Here is a 21,754-nt window from a genome sequence, read left to right as displayed (position 1 = left end):
CGCCAGGCCAACGCCCGGCTCGCGCGGTACGGCCGTCGGCTGGGCCCGGACCCGGCGAGTGAGAGCGCCTGCACCATCGGCGGCCTGGTGGCCAACAACTCGAGCGGCATGAACTGCGGCACCAGGGACAACGCCTACCGCACCATCGAGTCCCTGCGGTTCGTGCTGCCCTCCGGCACCGTCGTCGACACCGCGGACGCCGACGCCGACGAGGAGCTGCGGGCACGCGAGCCCGAACTGCACGCGGGGCTGCTGAGACTACGGGAACGGGTCCGCGGATCGGCCGCGTCGCGGGCCACGGTGGAGCGGCTCTTCGCGATGAAGAACACCATGGGGTACGGACTGAATTCCTTCCTCGACCACTCCACCCCGGCCGAGATCCTCGCGCGGCTCATGATCGGCAGTGAGGGCACTCTCGGGTTCGTCGCGGAGGCCGTCTTCCGTACCGTCCCGCTCCTGCCGCACACCGCCACGGGACTGCTCGTGCTGCCGGGGCTCGCCGAGGCGACCGACTGCCTGCCCGCGCTGCTCGCCGCCGGGGCGCGCACCGTGGAACTCCTCGACGCCGCCTCCCTGCGGGTGGCGCAGCGGTCCGCGGACCCGGTGGGGGCCCTGCGCGGCCTCACCGTCACCGGCCACGCGGCGCTGCTCGTCGAGTTCGCGGAGGACGACGCCGAGGCGCTGGAACACACCGTCGCCGCCGCCCACCCCGCGCTGCGGCTGCTGCCGACGGTCAGCCCGGCCGTGCTCACCCGTGACGCGGGGGAGCGGAACCTGCTGTGGCGGCTGCGCAAGGGGCTGTACACCGCGGTCGCCGGCGCGCGCCGCCCCGGTACGACGGCCCTGCTGGAGGACGTGGCGGTGCCGATGGAGCGGCTCACCGCCACCAGCGAGGGCCTGATCGACCTGTTCGCCCGGCACGGCTACGAGGACGCCGTGATCTTCGGGCACGCGCGGGACGGCAACCTGCACTTCATGCTGACCCAGGACTTCGCCTCCGGCGGAGAACTGGACCGCTACGCCCGCTTCACCGACGACATGGTCGACCTCGTCCTCGGAGCCGGCGGCACGCTCAAGGCCGAGCACGGCACCGGCCGCGCCATGGCCCCGTTCGTCCGGCGCCAGTACGGCGACGAGCTCTACGACGTGATGCGGGAGCTCAAGCGGCTGTGCGACCCACAGCAGTTGCTCAGCCCGGGTGTCCTGCTCGACGACGACCCCCGAGCGCACCTCGGCCACCTGAAGAGCGTGCCGGAGGTCGACCCGGCCGTGGACGCCTGCGTCGAGTGCGGCTACTGCGAGCCCGTCTGCCCGACGGCCGACGCCACCACGACCCCGCGTCAGCGCATCGCCCTGCTGCGCGAGATCGCCCTCGCCGGAGCCGCGGGCGACGACGACAGACGCCGCGCCCTGGAGGACGACTACGGCTACGCGGCCGTCGGCAGTTGTGCTGTCGACAGCCTGTGCGTCACCGCCTGCCCCGTCCACATCGACACGGGCGAGGTCATGAAACGGCTCCGCGCGGACCGGCACGGCAAGGCGGCCCAAGGTGTCGCCGACCGGGTGGCGCGGCACTGGGAAGGCACGGTCGCCGGCGTCCGTACGGCGCTCAAGGCGGCCCACGCCGTTCCGCTGCCCGTCACCCGGGCGGCGACCCGGGCGGTGCGCGGACTGGGCGCCGGGGAACTGGTGCCCGTGTGGACCGGCGACATGCCGCGCAGCGGGCCGGACCGCCCCTCCCCGCGACATCCCGCCGAGGCGGAGGCCGTGTTCTTCGCGGCGTGCATCGGCAGCCTCTTCGCCCCCGAGGAGGACGCCGGCCGGAGCGCGGGATCGGCCAACGCCTTCCTGCGCCTGTGTGAGCGGGCGGGGGTCCCGGTCGCCGTACCGAACGGACTGGGCGGGCTGTGCTGCGGCACCCCCTGGCAGTCCAAGGGATACACGCAGGGCCACCGCACCATGGCGGCCCGCACGCTGGACGCCCTGTGGGCGGCCACCGGCCACGGCAGGCTGCCCGTCGTCTGCGACGCCTCCTCCTGCACGCACGGTTTGGAACGACTGGCCGAGGCGCTGCCCGAGGAGGACCGTGCCCGCTACGCGGCCCTGCGGTTCGTGGACAGCGTGGCCTTCACCGCCGAGCGGCTGCTGCCCGCCCTGCCCGCCGTGCGGCCCCTCGGGTCCATGGCCCTGCACCCCACCTGTTCGACGACCCACCTGGGCGCCGACGACGCCCTGAGGACCCTGGCCTCCGCCCTGAGCCCGGACGTCACCGTGCCCGACTCCTGGGGCTGCTGCGCCTTCGCGGGCGACCGGGGGCTGCTGCACCCCGAGGTCACCGCGGTGGCCACGGCACGCCAGGCCGCCGAGATCAACACCCGGTCCTACGACGCCTACGCCTCCTGCAACCGGACCTGCGAGATCGGGATGACCCGCGCCACCGGGCGCCCCTACCGGCACATCCTCGAGCTCCTCGACGAGGCCACCGCCCCGGCCGTGGCCGGGATGTGACCCACTGATCGCCTGCGGAGCCTTGACGCGACCCCGCACTGAAAATATGTTTCATGTCGCCGGAGCGAAGTGAAAGAAAATTTCGTCACTGTCTCTCGGGTCACACGAACCGGCCGACCCCGCTCCCCGTCGCGTATGACGGAAACGCGCGAGAGTCACCGAAGCCACCAGAATGTCCGAACCACAGGAGCCGTGAACGTTCATGTCCACCCAAGACGCCGTGAGGAACGGCCTACTGCGGGACCAGCTGGCCACCATGGCCACGGAGGCCTACCGCCCCGAACTGGCGGACATCGACCGCCTGTCCACGCTGGACATCGCCCGCCACATGAACGCCGAGGACGCGACCGTCAGCGCGGCGGTCGCGGACCGGCTCCCCGAGATCGCCGCCGCCATCGACGGCATGGCCGAGCGGATGGCCCGGGGCGGCAGGCTCATCTACGCCGGGGCGGGCACCGCCGGACGGCTCGGGGTGCTGGACGCCTCCGAGTGCCCGCCCACCTTCAACACCGACCCCTCGCAGGTCGTGGGTCTCATCGCGGGTGGCCCGGCCGCCATGGTCACCGCCGTCGAGGGGGCCGAGGACTCCGAGGAGGGGGCCCGTCAGGACCTGGACGGGCTGAGGCTTTCCGCCGACGACGTGGTGGTCGGCATCTCCGCGTCGGGCCGCACCCCGTACGCGGTCGAGGCAGTCCGCCACGCGCGGTCCCTCGGCGCGCTCACGGTGGGGCTGTCCTGCAACGCCGACAGCGCGCTGGCGGCGGCCGCCGATCACGGCATCGAGGTCGTGGTCGGTCCGGAGACGGTGACGGGCTCGACCCGGCTCAAGGCGGGCACCGCGCAGAAGCTGGTGCTCAACATGTTCTCGACCATCACCATGATCAGGCTCGGCAAGACCTACGGGAACCTGATGGTCGACGTCCGCGCCTCCAACGAGAAGCTGCGGGCACGCGCCCACCGGATCGTGGGCCTCGCGACCGACGCCTCCGACGAGGCCATCGCCGCGGCGCTCGCCGCCACCGGCGGCGAGGTCAAGAACGCCATTCTCACCCTGCTCGGATCCGTGGACGCACGGACGGCCGAGCGCCTTCTCCAGGACGCGCACGGGCACCTGCGCAGGGCCCTCGAAACCGCAGCCGCCTGACGTACCAGCCGATACTCACAGCAAGGCCGATCTCATGGCGAACGAGAACAAGTACCGCGACACCGCGGCCGCCATCCTGCCCCTCGTCGGAGGAGCGCGGAACGTGGCGTCGGTGGCCCACTGCATGACCCGGCTCCGGCTGGGCCTGCACGACCGGACCCTGGTGCAGGAGGAACAGCTCAAGGCACTGCCCGCGGTGATGGGCGTCGTCGACGACGACACCTACCAGATCGTGCTCGGCCCGGGCACCGTCGCCCGCGTCACCCCGGAGTTCGAGACCCTGGTCGAGCAGGAGAACGCCGAGGCCCCTGAGGCCGCCCCCGCGGCAGGCGGCGTCCCGGACGGCGAGCCCCTGACCGCCGAGGACCTCGCCGCGCAGGGCGCGGCGCTGCGGGCGGAGCGCAAGGCGCAGAACGCCACCCCCTTCAAGCTCCTGCTGCGCCGCATCGCCAACATCTTCGTACCGCTGATCCCCGCCCTCATCGGCTGCGGCATCATCGCGGGCCTGAACGGCCTGCTCGTCAACCTGGGCTGGCTGCCCGGCATCACCCCCGCGCTCGCCGCGATGGCCTCCGGGTTCATGGCCCTGATCGCGGTGTTCGTCGGCTACAACACGGCGCAGGAGTTCGGTGGCACACCGATCCTCGGCGGCGCCGTCGCCGCCATCATCGTCTACGCCGGCGTGGCCAACGTTGAGGCGTTCGGCCAGGAACTCTCCCCGGGGCAGGGCGGTGTCCTCGGCGCCCTGGGAGCGGCGTGGCTCGCCGTGCAGATCGAGAAGTGGTGCCGTCGCTGGGTCCCGGTGTCCATCGACGTCCTGGTCACCCCGACCATCACCGTGCTGGGGGCCGGTCTGGCCACCCTCTTCGGGCTGATGTTCCTCGCCGGAGAGGTCTCCACGAAGATCGGTGAGGCCGCCAACTGGCTGCTCTCCAACGGTGGCGCGGGTGCCGGACTGATCCTCGGCGGCCTGTTCCTGCCGCTGGTCATGCTGGGCCTGCACCAGGCGCTGATCCCGATCCACACGACCCTCATCGAGCAGCAGGGCTACACCGTGCTGCTGCCGATCCTCGCCATGGCCGGCGCGGGTCAGGTCGGCGCGGCGATCGCCGTCTACTTCCGGCTGCACCGCAACACCTCGATCCGCACGACCATCAAGTCCGCCCTGTGGCCGGGGTTCCTCGGAGTGGGTGAGCCGCTGATCTACGGCGTGTCCCTGCCGCTGGGCCGCCCGTTCATCACGGCCTGCACCGGCGGCGCCCTCGGTGGCGCGTTCGTCGGACTCTTCAACCAGCTGGGCACCGACGTCGGCTCCACCGCGATCGGCCCGTCGGGCTGGGCGCTCTTCCCGCTGCTCGACGGCGACCACGGACTCGGCCGGACGGTGGCCGTCTACGCCGCGGGTCTGGTCGTCGGCTACCTGGGCGGCTTCGTCGCCACGTACTACTTCGGCTTCACCAAGACGATGCTCGCCGAACTCAACGTGGCGCCCGCGCAGTCCGTCCCGGACACCGCAGCTGCCGCGGCGCCCACCGGGGCGAGCCCGGCGACCGCCGGCACGGACCCGTCGTCGGCGGCGCCGGCCGCGCCGACCGGCGTCCCGGTCCGCTGACGGACGAGCACCGGAGAACCGACCGCGGGCGGTCACCGTTCAGGAGAACGGTGACCGCCCGCGGTGCGTCCTGAGTGATCCACTCAGGTAAGGACACGGCGCACACTCCACTCATGCGAGACCGAGCGGAGACGCACGTCAGCGCCTACGGCCCCGTGCGGCCCAGCCGCTGCCGATTCCCGCCACATGCAGGGCGAGCAGAGCAAGCCCGATCAGCATGAAGTTGGTCGAGGTGAAGACGTCGTTGGTGGAGATCTCCGCCGCGTTGATGAGGAAGGCGATGAAGAACAGGACCGCCGCGATGATGCCGAGCACGGTGTGCCTCCTTGGGTGGTGAGCCGGCCAGTGGTGCCGTGTCACGCGTATGCCCCCGGTGGACCGCAGCACGCAGAGCCCGGTGGTCGAAGGCCACCGGCCGCGAAAAGTTGCCGTCGTGGTGAGCGACTACGCCACGCTGATGGTCGAGGTACTCGCCGACGACGGCGCCCCCGAGGCCGGGACGTCTACGCCGCGCTCGACATGCCGTTCGCCACGCTCGTCGGCCAGATCTCGGCCGCCTACGCCAAGTAGGCCACTCGGCACCGCACTTCGACAGCCCGCGTTACGACACTGTCCTGGCGTCCGCACCAGCGGGCGCGGGCCGGACGCCCGCAGAGACCGCAGAGACCTCGAAGGTGCACACGGCGGTGCACTTCACCGTGCTCCATCGCGGGGCCGGCCAGGTGCGCGGGCGCTTCACCCCATAGTTTCGCGGCAGACCGGTCCCCGGCCGCGTGGCAGGACCTGGTCGCCCACAGTCACCACCCGATCGAGGGCGCCGTCGGGCACCTCCTGGACGCCGGGAAGGCCGACGGTTCCCTCCGCACGGACGTGGACGCCCACGGTGTCCTCTCGCCCGGAACGTCTCGGCCGGTCGGTCGCCGTGGCCCCTTGCGTCGGCGCGACTAGTGTCGGCGGCATGAGCGAAAACTCCAAGCGTTCGGTCGTCGTCGAGCGCACCAGTAGCGGCCAGTTCGTCGCGACCAACGCCCGCGGCGGAACGATCGGTTTCGGCACGGCCTCGGACGACGGGCAGGGCACCGGGTTCACCCCGGTCGAGTTGTTCCTGGCCGCGATCGGGGGCTGCACGGCCGCGGACGTCGACGTCGCCACCGGCCGCCACGCGGAGCCCACCGGGTTCTCCGTGGCGGTGACCGGCGACAAGATCAGCGACGACCTGGGCAACCGCATGACGAACCTGGAAGTCACCTTCACCGTCGCCTTCGCGGACGACGAGGGTGCGGAGCGCGCCCGCGCGATCCTGCCCCGCGCGGTCAAGGCGTCCCATGACCGTCTGTGCACGGTGAGCCGAACCGTCGAGATCGGCACCCCCGTGACCGCGACGATCAGGGACGCGTGACGTCCGGGAGGTGGTCCGCGCGCCGTGTCACCTGCGAAGTGACGCGGCGTCTCCCATCACGACCACCGGATGCTCTTCGGGGTCGAGCGTCAGCAGCAGGTCCCTCATGTGCGGCTTCTTCAGGCTGACGCAGCCCTGCGTGGGTCCCTCGTGGTCGACGTGCAGCCAGATGCCGCCGCCCTTCTCGGCGCCCAGGGGACGGGTCCAGTCCAGTGGGGAGAGGCCGGGCTCGCGGTTGTAGTTGATCGCGACGACGTAGTCGAAGGAGCCCGCCAGCGGCTCGCCCAGGACTCCGGTGCCGTTGATCGTGAAGCCGGGCGACTGGTCGTACGGCAGCTCGGTGCCGGGGTCGGGCAGCAGGCCGCCCGCGTCGGTCAGGGTGAACACACCGATGGGGGAACGTCGATCGCCCAAGCGGTGGTCGTCGGTCCAGCCCTTGTAGGCGTTGTGGGCGGGCCAGGTCGCTCCCGGCTGCCACCCCGCCTCCGTCCGGCGGTAGACGGTCACCTCCGAGTCCGAGGAGTTCTTGCCGCGGCCGGTGACGAGGACGACCTGGCGGGTCTTCCGGGGGATCTGGGCGAGTGTCCGGGGGCCCACGCCTGGCAGCGGCGCAGGAGCGGCCGTCGGACTTTCCCCATGTTGTCCGCCGGCGGGCAGGGGCTTCGCCTGCGCCGTGCCGGATCCCGGTGACGGGTTTTCCGTCATCCCCTGCGCCGCGGCGCCGGTGTCCGGCCGGCTGTCGTCGGACCACGCGTCGACACTTCCGCACCCGGTGAGAGTCGCGGACAGGGTCAGCGCGAGGGCCGGTATCGCCAGGCGGCTCATGGACATCGTTGTCCGCCGGTCGGGACGCGGTGTGTGCGAACGCGTCGGTGCGACGCGAGGGAGTGAAGCCATGGTGATCAGCCTGTAGGGCAGTTGTGAGGAACTGGTCAGCACGGCCGGTTCGCTGTCGGGGGAGTGGGTCCTCACCGCGCGGAACCCGCCTTCCAGTCGTGCCACGGCATGTTCCAGCCGTTGAGGCCGTTGTCGGGGGTGATGGTCCCGTCCTGCGAGTTCCGCACCACGACCACGTCGCCGAGCAGGGAGTTGTCGAAGAACCACGCGGCGTCCTGCGAGGGGTCACCGCCCCCCTGCACATCGTTGAGTCCCACGCAGCCATGGCTGATGTTGGACCGGCCGAACACCGAGTCGTCGCCCCAGTAGTTGCCGTGGATGAAGGTGCCCGAGGTGGACAGGCGCATGGCGTGCGGGACGTCGGGGATGTCGTACTCACCGGCGAACCCGACGGTGGCGCCGTTCATCCGGGTGGTGCTCAGCTTCTCCGAGATCACCATCCGGCCGTTCCAGGTGGGTGAGGCCGGGGCACCGGCGGTGATGGGTATCGTCCGCTCCGTCCGCCCGTCGCGGACGACCGTCATCCGGTGCGTGGCCGCGTCCACGGTCGATACCTGACTGCGGCCCACGGTGAAGCGGACGGTTCTGTCCTGCTCACCGTAGACGCCCTCGCCGCCCCTGACGCCGTCGAGGCGGATGCGGACCGTGACCTCGGATCCGGCCTTCCAGTAGTGCTGTGGGCGGAAGTCGAGCCGACGCGCGCCGAACCAGTGGCCGACGACCTCCTGCCCGCTGCTGGAGCTGACCTCGATGCCGGACTCGACGGCCTTCCGGTCGGTGATCGCCCTGTCGAAGGTGAACGAGACGGGCATCCCCACGCCGACCGTGGACTTGTGCTCCGGCGTGTAGGTGCCGGTGAAGCGGTCGGCCTCGGCGAGGGTCGTGAAGGTGATCCTCCTGGTCGCCGTCGCTCCGCGGCCGTCAGTGGCGACGGCTGTCAGCCGGTAGGTCGTACCGTGTTCCAGCGCGGCGTCCGGGGACCATGCCCGCTCGCCCCGCGCGAGCGTGCCTGGCACGGGGCGGCCTTCCACGGTGACCAGTGACGCCTCGGTGATCGTGCCGTGCTCGACCACCACACGGCCGCCGCTTCGGACGGAGACGTTCTTCTGCCCGTCGGAGGCGTGGAGAGCTATGCGGGGTTTTGCCGCCGCACGGTCGGAGGCCGGCGGCTCGTCCGGGCGGTTGTCCCCCGACCGCGCCTCAGGGCCGCATCCGGCCAGCACGCATGCCGAGACGGACAGCAGGGCCAGCGCCCGGGCGAGGCGGGGCAGGGCGGTACCGCTGTGGTGCATCATGTCTCCGTCGTGTCAGGTGTGCTCCACGCAGGCGTGGAACGTGACCGGCCCCGGCTTCGACGAGCGCGCAACGCTGTTGGACGTCACCACGGCAGCGCCCGCACCGCGCGCCCCCGGGGCATGCCGCAAGGCTGACGTGGACTTATCAGGAAGTTGTCAGGATGTGGGAAGGGCGACCACCCGGCCGTGCGGTGCTCGCGGACGCTTAGAGTCGGCGTCGTGTGCGCACATGTCCTGGTCGCGGAAGACGACCTCCTGCAGGCGGAACTCATCCGCCGACTGCTGGTGAAGGAGGGCCATGACGCCGTCGTGGTCTCCGACGGGCGGGCCGCGATCGACGAGGCCCGCCGCCACAGGCCCGATCTGGTCGTCCTGGACCTGATGCTGCCCGGAGTGGACGGATACGGGGTCTGCCGTGTGCTGCGCGAGGACGAGGACGTGCCGATCCCGATCCTGATGCTGACGGCCCGCTCGACCGAGGACGACCTGCTCCTCGGCCTGGACACCGGCGCGGACGACTACATGACCAAGCCGTACAGTCCCCGGGAGTTGATGGCACGCATACGTGCCGTGCTGCGCCGCACCATGCGGCCCTCGGAGCCGTCCCTCGTACTGCGCGCCGGCGCCGTCACCGTCGATCCGCTCCGGCACGTGGCCACCTGCGACGGCACCGCTGTCACCTGCACGCCCGGCGAGTTCGCCATCCTCCACGCGATGGTCGCGGAACCGGGCCGGGTCTTCACGCGCCGCCAGTTGCTGCACCACACCCGCGGCCACGACCGTGCCTCGACCGAGCGTGCCATCGACGTGCACATCATGAACCTGCGCAAGAAGATCGAACCGGACCCGCGCAGACCGGTCCGGCTGCTGACGGTCTTCGGTGTCGGATACAAACTCGTCGGCGGTCGCGATGACGGCTGAGCCCCGCCCGGGTATCCCCATGCGCAGAAGCCTGCTGGTCCGGCTGCTGCTCACCTCGATGGTGATCACCGCGCTCTCCGTGGGCGCCACGGCATGGCTGGCGGTGGAGACCACCACCCGCGCCGTGCAGGAGGAACGCGGTCAGCTGCTCTCCGACGACACCGACATCCTGCGGCAGCTGAGCGGCTTCGCCGCCGGCCACGCCGACTGGGACGGGGTCCGGGCCACCGTGCTGGCGCTCTCCCGGACGACCGACCGGCGCATAGCGGTGACCACCGCGACCGGACGCGTCATCGCCGACTCCGCCCCGGCGGGGTCCGACCTGCCCGACCGTGCCTCGGCCACCATCGACCCCCTGCGCACCGACACCTACACCGAACCGGGCGCCCAGCTCTCCGGCGTGGACCCGCGGGCGGTGGGACCGTACGCACTCGACCGCGGCGAACGCAGGCTCGTCCGGGAACTGGCCGAGCTACGCCTGTCGTGCATGCGGCGGCACGGCAGCGACGGCACCCTGCACCGGAGCCCCAGTGGACGCACGGTGGTCACCCCCGACGGCGGGGACGCGAGCGTGCCCCTGGAGTGCGCCGACGGGAAGATCAACACTCCCACCCGGACCGAAGCGGCTGCGCTGGACGAACTCGACGAACTGCTGCGAGCCTGCTTGGGCTCCGGGCGGATCCTCTACGCACTCAGGTTCGGCGTCGGTATCGACGTCGTCAACGAGAGCAGCAAGGCCCCGGCCTACTCCGGCGACCTCTCGGCCGAGGACCGGCAGAAGGCCAAGGACTGCCTCGACAGCGCGCGCCGCACCCAACTCGACCCGTTCGTCGCGCCCCGGGCACTCCTCTATCTGGGCAGCCAGAACCAGAGCATCTCGGCGTTCGACCTCTCCACGGCCAACAAGACCAAGATCGTCGGAGTGACGGCGGCGGTTCTCACCCTGAGCCTCGCCCTGACCGCGGCGGTCGCCATCCGCCTCGTCCGCCCCCTGCGCGCCCTGACGACCGCGGCCCTGCAACCACCGCATCGGCACACACGCGTCCCCGTCACCACCAAGGACGAGACCGGAATCCTGGCCGCCGCGTTCAACGACCTCACCGCCCGCCGAGAGCAACTGGAGGCCCAGCGCAGGGCCATGGTCAGTGACATAGCCCACGAGCTGCGCACCCCACTGACCAACATCCGCGGCTGGCTGGAGGCCACTCGCGACGGTCTGGTCGACGCGGAGCCGGACCTCATCGCCTCCCTGCACGACGAGGCCCTGCTGCTCCAGCACATCATCGACGACCTGCAGGACCTCGCCGCGGTCGACGCCGGCACCTTCGAACTGCACCGGGAACCCGTCCGCGCGGACGACCTCGTCGCCCAGGTCGTGGTCGCCCACCGCGGCACGGCCGACGCCGCGGACGTCGATCTGCGCAGTGACACCGATCCAGGCCTGTGGCTCGACGCCGATCCGGTACGGATGCGCCAGGTCCTGGGCAACCTCGTCTCCAACGCCCTGCGGCACACTCCCTCGCGCGGCAGCGTCACGCTCACCGCCCGGCCGGAGGGTGACGATGTGGTCCTGACGGTCCGGGACACGGGTGACGGCATCGCCCCGCCGGACCTGCCCCATGTCTTCGAGCGCTTCTGGCGCGCCGAGAAGTCCCGCAGCCGGAGCACGGGCGGAAGCGGACTGGGCCTGTCCATCGTCCGCCAGTTCGTCGAGGCCCACGGCGGAACGGTGACCGCCGAGAGCACTCCAGGCACCGGAGCCACGTTCGCCTTGCGCCTCCCCGGCGGCCAACGGCCGGAGACCGGTGCCCGAAGCCGGGGCTGAGAGCCCTGGCTCGTTGTCATGAGGCCGAGTACAGCCTCACGCCCATGGCCCGAGAACTCCATGCTCACCGACCGGACCGGTTGGCTGGGCCGAGCGGCACCTCTTCCTTATCGCCGAGGCCCGCTCACGACGCCGCGCTCAGCTGCTGACCGGTTCGATGAGCAGGCGGAGGGGACGGCGGCTCGGCGGCGCACGTCGCCTCTTGGGCTGCCATCACCTCGTCGCCGTGCTCGAAGGCCCATGCCCCGACGGCGTCGATGGGCGCCAGCAGGGACCGCCCCAGCGCGGTGAGTCGGTACTCGACCCGTGACGGCGCTCCGGGACGTACCCGCCGGTCCACCAGTCCGTTGGACTGCAGGCGCCGCAGTGTCTCGGTGAGGACCTTGTAACTGATACCCCCGATCCGCTCCCGCAGTTCGACCGGGCGCCGGGGGCCGTCGCGCAGCGCACAGAGCACCACGGCGTTCCAGGTGTGGGAGAGCAGGTCGAAGGCGAGGCGAGCGCGGCAGTCGGCGAGGAAGGCATCGGTGGTCACGTACCAAATGGTGCCCGCCGGACCACCTAGCGTCCTTGCGAACGGTCGATGCGGGAAGGGAGAGGGACGCTTGATGAGAATCGGCGTACTGGGAACGGGCAACACGGCCGACGCGCTCGCCACCCACTGGGCGCGAGCCGGGCACGAGGTGACCATCGGCGGAGGGGGACGCACCCAGCGCGCGGCGGCTCGCAAGGCGTGTCGGAGGCAGCGCGAGGCCTGCCGGTCTGCGCGCGGCGGCCGAGGCCGGTCAGGTGGTGCTGGCCGCGCTGCCCTTCGGGGCGGGAATCGACGTGGCACGGGAACTGCGCGCGGCTCTGGACGGCAAGGTGCTGCTCGACTGCTCCAATCCGGTCGTGCCGGACTTCCGGTTACTGACAGAAGGGGGCCCCTCAGCCGCGCGGCAACTGGCCATGGCGGCACCAGGAGCTCAGGTGGTCAAGGCCTTCAACCTCTGCCACGAGGACGTGTGGCGCATGCGGCCACCCGTCTTCGACGGAAGACCACTGGCCGTACCGGTCTGCGGGGACGACGAGACGGCCCTCGCGCGCGTCCGTGCGCTGGTGCGGGGTGCGGGGTGCGGGGTGCGGGGTGCGGGGTGCGGGATGCGGGCTGCGAACCCGTGTCCGCCGGCGGTCTGGAACGTGCGGGACTTCTGGAGGCGACCGCCGCACTGTTCATCGGGCTGTGGGTCGGAGAGGGAGCGGATGCCCGAGCGATCGCACCACCGTTGGCGTACGCGGCCGGACCGAATCACCAGGACACGGAGCGGTGATCCCTGGGCAGACGGTCGAGCCGGCGCAAGAGACGTGGACCCGGGACCCGTGCCTTCTCAATGTGAGCTCTGCGTGGTTGCCCGTGCGGTGGATGGAAACTGGCACCGCGTCAGGCTTGCGGGCCCTATGGTGGATCGGCCAGGCACGGGATCGGGGGTCTCGCCCGGGTGGGTCGCGTCACCGCGTCCTGCGGGTCCGGGCCGTCGATCGCGGTCGCACGAGGACCAGGAGGGTTCCCGTTGAACAGGATCGACAAGATCAGAGGCTGCGTGGTGTCGGCCGTCGCGGTCTGCGCCATGGCGGCGGGCACCGTCCTCGGCGGGGCAGGCGTCGCTTCGGCGACCGATCCGGACGATGCCCCGCCCGGCTACGCGGGCCCGTTCTCGTACTGCAAGGGCAACGAACACGACGCCATTCACATTTCGGGTCCCAACAACGCGTACATCGGCGTCTGGCGCTCGATCGAGGGCAGCGGCACGTTCTGTGCGATGACCATGGACCGCATGGACGGCTTTCACCACATGGAGGTTCGCATCCGCCGTGTGGGCTGGCAGACCTCCTGGTACGACAACGGCTACTACGACAGGTACGCGGGAGCGATCTACGTCGCCGACGCGGAGATCCACTGCGCCTACATCTCCGGATGGGTGGAGATCAACGGCACCAAGTACCACGGGGGTGACACAGTCTGTAGCTGACGGCCCGGAGGTGTCCCCTCTCGCCGGAGACGACAAAGGGCTCGGCGCGTGCGATTTCCCTCTGCACTCGCCGAGCCCTCTGGACCGTGTCAGTCGCTCATCGGGTACGGCGAGGGCAGGACGCCCGAGCGTGCCACCTGGCCGTACCAGCGGGCGCTGGCCTTGGGGATGCGGTTGCCGGTGGGGTAGTCGACATAGACCGCGCCGAAGCGCTTGCTGTAGCCGTATCCCCATTCGAAGTTGTCGAGCAGGGACCACAGGAAGTAGCCGCGGACGTCGACGCCCGCCTCGATGGCGCGGTGCACGGCGGCGAGATGGCCTTGCAGATACGCGATTCGATCGGGGTCGTTCACCTCGCCCGCCGGGTCGACGTAGTCGTCGAACGCCGCGCCGTTCTCGGTGATCATGAGAGGCAGGCGAGGGAAGTCGCGCCCCATCCGGACCAGCAGGTCGTGCAGCCCGGTGGGGTCGACGGCCCAGCCCATCGCGGTGGTGGAGCCCGGAGGCAGGTGGAAGGTCACGTCATCCGCGGCCGGCCAGGGAGTGTGCTCGCTCTTGCCATGACCGTCGGAACGGTGGCTGGAGTCGGCGGCGCCTCCCGAGACCAGGGTCGGGGTGTAGTAGTTGACGCCCAGGAAGTCGAGCGGCTGGCAGATCTCCCGCAGATCACCGTCCTTGACGAAGGACCAGTCCGTCAGGGACGAGGTGTCGCGCAGCAGGTCCTCCGGATACTCGCCCTGGAGCATAGGGCCGGTGAAGACGCGGTTGGCGAGGGCGTCGATGCGGCGCGCGGCGTCGACGTCCTCGGCCTCCTGGGAGTGGGGCCGCACATGGTGGATGTTGAGTGTGACGGAGACCTGTGCGTAGGAGGGCAGGTTCGAGCGGAGGGCCTGGACGGCCTTGCCGTGACCGAGGTTGAGGTGGTGCGCCGCACGCAGCGCCGCCACGGGGTCGGTACGCCCGGGGGCGTGGACTCCGGACGCGTAGCCGAGGAAGGCGCTGCACCAGGGCTCGTTCAACGTGATCCAAGTCCGCACCCTGTCACCCAGCGCCTCGGCGGCGAGGGCGGCATAGGCGGCGAAGCGATCGGCGGTGGCACGCTCGGGCCACCCGCCGGCGTCCTCCAGGTCCTGGGGGAGGTCCCAGTGGTAGAGGGTCGCGACGGGCTGGATGTTCTTCTCCAGCAGTTCGTCCGTGAGTCGGCGGTAGAAGTCCAGGCCCTTCTGGACGCTGGGGCCGCGGCCCGTCGGCTGGACGCGGGGCCAGGAGAGGGAGAAGCGGTAGGCGCCCACGCCGAGGTCGGCCATGATGGCGACGTCCTCTCGCCACCGGTGGTAGTGGTCGGTTGCGATGTCACCGGTGTCGCCATTGCGTACCTTTCCCGGCGTGCGGGCGTAGGTGTCCCAGATGGAGGGGGTGCGTCCGTCCAGGGTGGCGGCGCCCTCGATCTGGTACGCGGCGGTGGCGGTGCCCCAGGTGAACGACGAGGGGAACTTGAGGGCGGTGGGGGCCTCGGTCGAGGACAGGTCGTGTCCAGCGGCGATAACCACGAAGTACCTTTCGGAGTGTCAGTCGACGGGTGAAGGAGAGGAGGCTGGGCCGGGGGAGTGCCTCGTCAGCCCTTGACCGCTCCCTGCATGATGCCGCCGACGATCTGGCGCCCGAAGACGATGAACATCGCGAGCAGGGGGAGGGTGCCCAGCAGGGCGCCGGCCATGATCAGGGACTGGTCCCGGACGTAGCCCGCGCTGAGTTGGGTGAGAGCGACGGGGACCGTCGGGTTCGTCATGTCCAGCACGATGAACGGCCAGAAGAAGTCGTTCCAGGCGTGCACAAAGGTGATCATGAACAGCACTGCCATGGCGGGCCGGGCGACCGGCAGGACGATGCTCCAGAAGATGCGGAGTGAGTGTGCGCCGTCCACCCTGCCCGCTTCGACCAGCTCGTCGGGCAGCGCGTCGGCCAGGTACTGGCGCATGAAGAAGACACCGACCGCGCTGACCAGTGTCGGGAAGATGACTGCGGGCAGCTTCTGACCCCAGCCGAGGTCGGTCATCATCAGGAAGAGGGGCACGACCGCGAGCTGAGGCGGCACCAGCATCGTTCCGATGACCAGGGTGAGGAGGATGTTGCGGCCCTTGAAGCGGAGCTTGGCGAAGGCGAAGCCGGCGAGGGTCGCGAACAGCACGGTGCAGGTGGCGATGGTGCCGGCCACGATCATGCTGTTCAGCATGGCCTTGCCCAGTGCGGCGTCCTGCCAGGCTCTTCCGAGGTTCTCGAAGAGGTGGGGTCCGGGCAGGAACGGGGGCGGCGTCTGCGATACACGGGTGTTGTCGGAGGAGGCCGCCACCATCGTCCAGTACAGCGGGAAGATCGAGGTGACCGCCGCGATGATGAGCATGATGTAGGTGACGGGGCCCGCGTGGTGCTGGCGGCCCGCGCCGATCGCCCTGGGCAGCCGGAGGCGACGCCTGCTGGGCACGGTCCCGGTCACGTCCCGGCCGGCCCGGAGAGTGTTCGTGGTCATGGTCGGCATCTCCTGGTCAGGACGAGCGCGCGGAGCGCCGCTTGAGCAGGCGCTGGGCAGCGAAGATGAGGATGAGCAGCAGGAACATCGCCCACGCCACCGTGGCCGCGCGGCCCATCTGGTAGTTCTTCCAGCCCTCCTCGTACAGCAGCAGTCCGAGGGTCTGGTACTGGTTGTCCGCTCCGCCGGTGATGCCGTTCGGTCCCTGGCCGAAGATCAGGGGTTCACCGAAGAGCTGGGTGGAACCGATGGTGGAGAGCACGATCGTGAAGACGATCGTGGGCCGGATGCCGGGAATGGTGACCTTGAGGAACTGCTGCCAGCGCGAGGCCCCGTCGATCGCGGCGGCCTCGTAGCGGTCGAGCGGGATCGCCTGCATGGCGGCGAGGTAGAGCAGGGCGTTGTAGCCGGTCCAGCGCCAGATGACGATCGTGGAGATGGCGATCTGCGCGGCCCACTTGTTGCTCTCCCAGTCGATGTTGTCGAAACCGACCAGGCTCAGCAGCCAGTTGATCATGCCGAAGTCGCGCTCGAACAGCATGGTGAAGACGAGGGCCGCGGCACCCACCGACGTCGCGTAGGGCGTCAGGGCGGCCACCCGGAAGAAGGTGGATCCGCGCAACCGGTAGTTCAGCAGGTGCGCGAGGCCGAGCGCCATCAGCAGTTGCGGGACGGCGGAGAGGACGCCGATGGTGAAGGTGTTGGCCAGGGCGTTCCAGAAGCGGTCGTCCTGTGCCAGAGCGGTGTAGTTGTCGAGCGCGACCCACTCCATCATGTCCATGGAGGCGAGTTCGGCGCGGTGGAACGAGATCCAGGCCGTGTAGATGAGCGGGTACAGACTGAAGGCGGCGAAGACGATGAAGAACGGGACGATGAAGGCGTAGGGCGCCCCGTTCACGTCCAGGCGGTGGAGCAGCGCGCTCCACCGGCTGTTCATCCGCCTCCGCTGACGCCCTTGGGTAGGTCGGGCAGGGCCGGCCGGCTCTTTGGTGGGCTGTTGGCCGGCAGCCGCGGTCGAGGTCTGAGTGGCCACCAGGGGTCCTTAGGCGTGACGGTGTGCGGGCTGGGCGTACTCCGGCGGGCGTCGCGCAGGCGTGAGGCGTCTCCGCCCGCCGGAGCTGTGGGGGAGGGTCAGCCGACGGCCTTCTTGATGCGCTCGTCGGTCGTCTCCCAAGCCTTCTCGGGGCTCTGGTTCTGGGACTCGATCAGGGTCAGCCCCTGGGAGAAGATGTCCTTGATCGTTCCGTCCTTGCGGCCCAGCACCTGCTCGTCGGGAATCTCCTGCGCGGCGGCACCGAAGATCTGGCCGATGGGCGCGTCGCTGAAGTACTCGGACTTCGCGTCCGTCACCTGCGGCGCCTCCAGTGCCTTCTGCGAGGACGGGAAGTTGCCGATCTTCTCGAAGAGGCGGGCCTGCTGCTCGGGAGCGGTCAGCCAGGCGACGAGCTTCGTCGCCTCTTCCTGTACGGGGCTCTTCTCCATGACGCCGAGGAAGGAGCCGCCCCAGTTGGCGCCCTTGGGGGCCTTGGCGACGTCCCACTTGCCCTTGTTCTGGGGGCCGGCCTTCTCGCTGATGTGGGCGAGCATCCACGCCGGGCACACCGTGGTGGCGAAGGTGCTGTTGGCGAGGCCCGGGTCCCAGCCGGGCTGGAACTGCCGCAGCTTCGCGGTCAGGTCCGAGGCCGCGGCTTCGGAAGCGAGGTCCCAGGCCTCCTGGATGACGGGGCTGTCCTGGTAGATCAGCTTCCCGCCCTTGTCGTAGAACTGCTGCGAGTTGCCGTAGATCATCGCGTTGAACAGACCGCTGGAGCTGTCCATGAAGGCGACCTCGCCGCCCTTGAAGTCCTTCTTGAAGCGCTTGCCCGCGGCGACGAACTTCGCCCAGTCGCCGTCCCACAACTTGGCGACCTGTTCGCGGTCGGTCGGCAGGCCCGCCTTCTCGAAGAAGTCCTTGCGGTAGCAGACAGCCATGGGGCCGATGTCCGTGCCGAGCCCGATGACCTTGCCGTCGTTACCGGTGACCTGGCTCAACTTCCACGGCAGGAAGTGGTCGTTGCCGGACACCTTGGAGAGGTCGACGAACTTGTCGGCCTGGGTGTCGACGAGTTCCTTGGCCCGCCCGATCTCGATGCCCTGGATGTCCTTCAGGCCGCTGCCGGCCGCCAGGTGCGTCTGCAGGGCCGTGTAGTAGGTCTGCTCGTCACCCGCGACCTCGGCCTCGATCCGGACGTTCGGGTTGAGCTTCATGTACTCCTCGAGGAGACCGGTCTCCTTGAAGCCCATGACGCCGAACAGGCCCATGGTGATGGTGGTCTTGCCGTCCTTGACGCCGCCTCCCGTCCCACCGGAGTCGCTGCCTCCGCACGCGGTGAGCAGGCCGAGCGCGGTGACAGCCGCTATGACGGCTGAGCCTCTCGTACGCAACAGCTTCCGGGTGACCTTCATGAGTGTGTCCTCTCAGGCGGCGGCGCCGACGCACCGAGTACGGGCCGGTCGTCTGGGGTGACCGGCCGGAGTGAGGGGTGGGCACGTTCCCAAACACGGGTGGGAACGTGCCCAACGGGTGCCGGAAGACTCGCGCTTGAACGAGGCTTGTGTCAAGAACTTGAACGTTGTCCTCACAGTGAGGGCTCGGCGGAGACGCCGCGCACCGGTTGACCGCCGGAGGTTTCTGGCACAATGCGCAGGCGAACCGGCGTGCGACCGGGGCCGGACGAGGAGAAGGACGTGGGGGCACAGCAGCGGCCGACCATCAAAACCGTGGCGGCGCGGGCGGGCGTGGGGCGCACGACGGTGTCAAGGGTCATCAACGGTTCGACGCTCGTGAGCGACGAGGCGAAGGCCGCGGTGCTCGCAGCCATAGCGGAGCTGAACTACGTACCCAACTCCGTCGCGCGAGGCCTGGTGACGCGGCGAACCAACTCCGTCGCGCTGGTGATCCCCGAGTCCGAGAGCAGGCTCGGTGCCGAGCCGTACTTCGCCGGAGTGATCCGGGGCGTGAGCACGGTGCTGGCGACGACGGGCACGCAACTCCAGCTCATGCTCGTCCGTGACAGCGGCGAGCGGGACCGGCTCACGGACAGTGTCGCGGAGCGCAGGGTGGACGGCGTCCTGCTGGTCTCGGTGCACGAACACGACCCGCTGCCCGGAATACTGGAGGGCATGGGCCTGCCGACGGTGCTGGCGGGCCGCCGTTCGCCCGCGGAATCCCTGAGTCATGCCGTCTCGGACAACCTGGGAGGTGCGAAGGAGGCGGGACGACACCTCATCGGCCGAGGCCGGACGAGACTCGCCACCATCTCCGGGCCCCTCGACATGGATGTCTCCCGCAGCCGGCTGCGGGGCTGGAAGATCGCTCTCGAAGAGGCGGGCATGACGCCCGACGAGGAAGTGATCGCGACGGCCGACTTCACGGAGGACGGCGGAAGGCTCGCCATGCGTTCGCTGCTTGAACGTGCGCCTGACCTCGACGCCGTGTTCGCCGCGTCGGACGTCATGGCGGCCGGTGCCATGCTCGAACTGCGGCGTCAGGGACGGCGCGTACCGGAGGACGTCGCGATCGTCGGCTTCGACGACTCCTACATCGCCCGCTACGCCTATCCGCCGCTGACGAGCGTCCGGCAGCCGGTGGAGGAAATCGGCTCGACCATCGCACGCATCCTCCTGGAGGAGATCGCCGATTCCGCGGTGGCGAGGCGGCAGGTCGTCCTGCCCACCGAACTGGTCGTCCGCGAGTCCTCCTGAGCGGAGCGGCTGCCGGGCACTCGCCGCCTACACCATCGACGCCCCGCGCAGCGGGTGTGTGCCGCAGTGTTCACCCCGTGCATCACTGACCGTCACATACTTCATGACGCCTCAACATCCACGGAGCGTCGACTGAGCGCTGACCACGACTTTCAGCACGAAAACGAAAGAAGTCAGCCAGTGTCGTTCCTTCTTGACCCCGCCGGCTCGCGATCGCGTGCCGCAGCACGGCGGGGTTCCGTCGTCCTCGCCCTTGCCACAGCGCTCAGTATCGGCGCAGGGATGGTGACGACCGCCCAGGCGCTGACTCCCGAAGCCCTGGTATCGGCTCCCCGCGACGCACCGGCTTCGGATGCCGCTTCGCACCTGATCCCGAGCACCCCCGGGCAGTCCATCGTCACCAGTGAGAACCGCACACCGATCGCGCCCGGTCTGAGTCTGACCCGGTTCGACCGGTTCGGGAAGGACGGTTGGGTGCGTGGCCAGGTGCTCGTCGCGGACCTGGCCGACGACCGGCTGAGTGTCGACCACATCTCCTCCGGCACGGTCACGGGCAAGTCCCGGGTCACCGAACAGGCCGAGCGCACTGGAGCCGTCGCCGCGATCAACGGTGACTACTTCGACATGAACGACACCGAGGCACCCATCGGCGCGGCGGTGTCGCGCAAGGACGGTCTCGTCAACTCGCCCACCGAGGGCCGCAGCCAGACCGTCGCCATCGGGGCGGACGGCATCGGCCGGCTCGCCCAGGTGTTCCTTGAGGGCCAGGTCACCGTCGGTGGTACGCGGAACCTGAAGCTGTCCGGCGTCAACTCGCCGACCCTGGCGGCCGGCGGCATCGGGCTGTTCACCGACCAGTGGGGGCCCTCGCCGCGCACCAAGCCCGTGGGCGGCGCCGATCGGGTTGCCGAGGTCTGGCTGCGCGACGGCAAGGTCACCGACGTGCGCACCTCTGTCAGCGGCGCCCCGATACCCGCCGGCGTCAGCGTGCTGCTCGGACGGGAAGCGGGCGCCGACGCGTTGGCCGGGCTCGTGCCCGGTGACTCCGTCGAGGTCACGTATCACCCGCGCGCCGACTTCGGCGAGGTGGCGGTCGCCGTCGGCGGCGGGCAGGTGCTGGTCGCCGACGGCGTGGTGCGGCGCTTCACCGACGGCGACACGGTCACCGCCACCTCGCGGACCGGCGTGGGGTTCTCCGCCGACGGCCGCACCATGTACCTGGTCGCGATCGACGGCAAGCAGACCGACAGCCGCGGCATGGACCTCAACGAACTCGGCGCCTTCATGAAGGGCCTGGGCGCCACCAACGCCCTGAACATGGACGGCGGCGGTTCGACCACCATGGCCGCCCGCCTGCCGGGTGAGAGCACGACCGGCCTGGTCAACAGCCCCTCCGACGGCTCGGAGCGGCAGGTCGCCAACGGGCTCGGGCTGTTCGCGGCCCCCGGGTCCGGCACGGTACGCGGCTTCCGCGTGCTGCCCACCCTGTCAGCCGACGGCTCCGACAAGGTCTTCCCCGGCCTGCGCCGGACCGTTCGGGCGCTCGCCCACGACGAAACCTACGCACCGCTGCCCACCGGACGGGTGCAGTGGCGCGGCGAGGGTGGCCGCGTATCGGTCGACTCCCGCAAGGACGGCACCGCCGTCCTCACCGGACGGCGCTCCGGAACCGCCCAGGTGGTGGCGTCCTCCGGTCACCGGTCCGACGGCCGGACCGAGTTGACGGTACTCGCGCCCGCCGTGCGGATCGCGCCGAGCAGGAGCCTGGTGGCGCTCGACGGCGCCGGGAGGGACGCGCGTCTTACGGTGACGGGCTACGACGCCCTCGGCGACTCCGCTCCGATCGAGGCGTCCGACGTCAAGATCACCGGGG

General features: G+C 70.3%; 17 protein-coding genes and 1 pseudogene. 10 read left to right on the top strand and 8 right to left on the bottom strand.

Going from position 1 to position 21,754, the window contains the following annotated elements:
* The 3 genes from AB0O67_RS28535 to AB0O67_RS28525 form a co-directional block, all read left to right on the top strand.
* Window positions 1–2,508 (top strand): FAD-linked oxidase C-terminal domain-containing protein (locus AB0O67_RS28535; protein ID WP_365455913.1); only part of this gene is annotated, 2,508 nt, incomplete at its 5' end.
* A 202-nt stretch (window positions 2,509–2,710) separates the two neighbouring features.
* Window positions 2,711–3,652 (top strand): N-acetylmuramic acid 6-phosphate etherase, encoded by a 942-nt coding sequence (murQ, locus tag AB0O67_RS28530; protein WP_365455910.1) that lies wholly within the window; start codon window positions 2,711–2,713, stop codon window positions 3,650–3,652.
* 34 nt (window positions 3,653–3,686) lie between these two features.
* Window positions 3,687–5,264 carry a PTS transporter subunit EIIC gene (locus AB0O67_RS28525; protein ID WP_365455907.1) on the top strand — a complete coding sequence of 526 codons (1,578 nt, stop codon included), beginning with the start codon at window positions 3,687–3,689 and terminating at the stop codon, window positions 5,262–5,264.
* Between the two features lie 138 nt (window positions 5,265–5,402).
* Here AB0O67_RS28525 and AB0O67_RS28520 read toward each other — a convergent pair whose 3' ends face one another.
* Window positions 5,403–5,579 (bottom strand): hypothetical protein, encoded by a 177-nt coding sequence (locus AB0O67_RS28520; protein ID WP_365455904.1) that lies wholly within the window; start codon window positions 5,577–5,579, stop codon window positions 5,403–5,405.
* Between the two features lie 643 nt (window positions 5,580–6,222).
* Between AB0O67_RS28520 and AB0O67_RS28515 the strand changes: the two genes are divergently transcribed.
* Window positions 6,223–6,663: an OsmC family protein gene (locus AB0O67_RS28515; protein WP_365455901.1), complete on the top strand. Its 441-nt coding sequence runs from the start codon at window positions 6,223–6,225 to the stop codon at window positions 6,661–6,663.
* Window positions 6,664–6,690: 27 nt separating this feature from the next.
* Here AB0O67_RS28515 and AB0O67_RS28510 read toward each other — a convergent pair whose 3' ends face one another.
* Together AB0O67_RS28510 and AB0O67_RS28505 are read right to left on the bottom strand one after the other, a co-directional pair.
* On the bottom strand, window positions 6,691–7,488 hold the full coding sequence (locus AB0O67_RS28510) for a hypothetical protein (protein ID WP_365455898.1): 798 nt from the start codon (window positions 7,486–7,488) through the stop codon (window positions 6,691–6,693).
* Window positions 7,489–7,631: 143 nt separating this feature from the next.
* A complete protein-coding gene (locus AB0O67_RS28505) occupies window positions 7,632–8,855 on the bottom strand; it encodes an Ig-like domain-containing protein (protein ID WP_365455895.1) in 1,224 nt (407 codons plus the stop codon).
* A gap of 219 nt (window positions 8,856–9,074) precedes the next feature.
* Between AB0O67_RS28505 and AB0O67_RS28500 the strand changes: the two genes are divergently transcribed.
* Together AB0O67_RS28500 and AB0O67_RS28495 are read left to right on the top strand one after the other, a co-directional pair.
* Window positions 9,075–9,776, top strand: a complete 702-nt coding sequence (locus AB0O67_RS28500) for a response regulator transcription factor (protein ID WP_365455892.1) — start codon at window positions 9,075–9,077, stop codon at window positions 9,774–9,776.
* 19 nt (window positions 9,777–9,795) lie between these two features.
* Entirely contained in the window at window positions 9,796–11,601 is a 1,806-nt protein-coding gene (locus tag AB0O67_RS28495; protein WP_365455889.1) for a HAMP domain-containing sensor histidine kinase, read from the top strand.
* Between the two features lie 124 nt (window positions 11,602–11,725).
* Here the strand turns inward: AB0O67_RS28495 and AB0O67_RS28490 are convergent, their stop codons facing one another.
* Window positions 11,726–12,136 (bottom strand): helix-turn-helix domain-containing protein, encoded by a 411-nt coding sequence (locus AB0O67_RS28490; RefSeq protein ID WP_365455886.1) that lies wholly within the window; start codon window positions 12,134–12,136, stop codon window positions 11,726–11,728.
* 73 nt (window positions 12,137–12,209) lie between these two features.
* Between AB0O67_RS28490 and AB0O67_RS28485 the strand changes: the two are divergent.
* Both AB0O67_RS28485 and AB0O67_RS28480 read left to right on the top strand, forming a co-directional pair.
* Window positions 12,210–12,911, top strand: a pseudogene (locus AB0O67_RS28485) (NAD(P)-binding domain-containing protein).
* Between the two features lie 240 nt (window positions 12,912–13,151).
* Window positions 13,152–13,610, top strand: a complete 459-nt coding sequence (locus AB0O67_RS28480; protein ID WP_365455883.1) for a hypothetical protein — start codon at window positions 13,152–13,154, stop codon at window positions 13,608–13,610.
* Window positions 13,611–13,699: 89 nt separating this feature from the next.
* Here the strand turns inward: AB0O67_RS28480 and AB0O67_RS28475 are convergent, their stop codons facing one another.
* The 4 genes from AB0O67_RS28475 to AB0O67_RS28460 all read right to left on the bottom strand — a co-directional run bounded on the left by AB0O67_RS28475 (window position 13,700) and on the right by AB0O67_RS28460 (window position 18,582).
* Window positions 13,700–15,136, bottom strand: coding sequence for a GH1 family beta-glucosidase (locus tag AB0O67_RS28475; RefSeq protein ID WP_365455919.1), 1,437 nt, complete (start codon window positions 15,134–15,136; stop codon window positions 13,700–13,702).
* 89 nt (window positions 15,137–15,225) lie between these two features.
* Window positions 15,226–16,137, bottom strand: a complete 912-nt coding sequence (locus AB0O67_RS28470; RefSeq protein WP_365455880.1) for a carbohydrate ABC transporter permease — start codon at window positions 16,135–16,137, stop codon at window positions 15,226–15,228.
* 16 nt (window positions 16,138–16,153) lie between these two features.
* Complete coding sequence (locus AB0O67_RS28465; RefSeq protein WP_365455877.1) at window positions 16,154–17,170, bottom strand: sugar ABC transporter permease; 1,017 nt, start codon at window positions 17,168–17,170, stop codon at window positions 16,154–16,156.
* 98 nt (window positions 17,171–17,268) lie between these two features.
* Entirely contained in the window at window positions 17,269–18,582 is a 1,314-nt protein-coding gene (locus AB0O67_RS28460; protein WP_365455874.1) for an extracellular solute-binding protein, read from the bottom strand.
* A 282-nt stretch (window positions 18,583–18,864) separates the two neighbouring features.
* On the opposite strand from AB0O67_RS28460, the gene AB0O67_RS28455 reads away from it, so the two are divergent.
* The gene (locus AB0O67_RS28455; protein WP_365455916.1) at window positions 18,865–19,881 is read left to right on the top strand and encodes a LacI family DNA-binding transcriptional regulator; all 1,017 of its coding nucleotides are present in this window, start codon (window positions 18,865–18,867) and stop codon (window positions 19,879–19,881) included.
* 282 nt (window positions 19,882–20,163) lie between these two features.
* The coding region (locus tag AB0O67_RS28450) for a phosphodiester glycosidase family protein (RefSeq protein ID WP_365455871.1) at window positions 20,164–21,754 on the top strand (1,591 nt) is incomplete at its 3' end.

The organism is Streptomyces sp. NPDC086077 (genome assembly GCF_040686175.1).
In the GTDB taxonomy this organism is placed as follows: Bacteria; Actinomycetota; Actinomycetes; order Streptomycetales; family Streptomycetaceae; genus Streptomyces.
The sequence above is the reverse complement of the archived record's forward strand: the minus strand, read 5'-3'. Positions and strand labels throughout refer to the sequence as shown.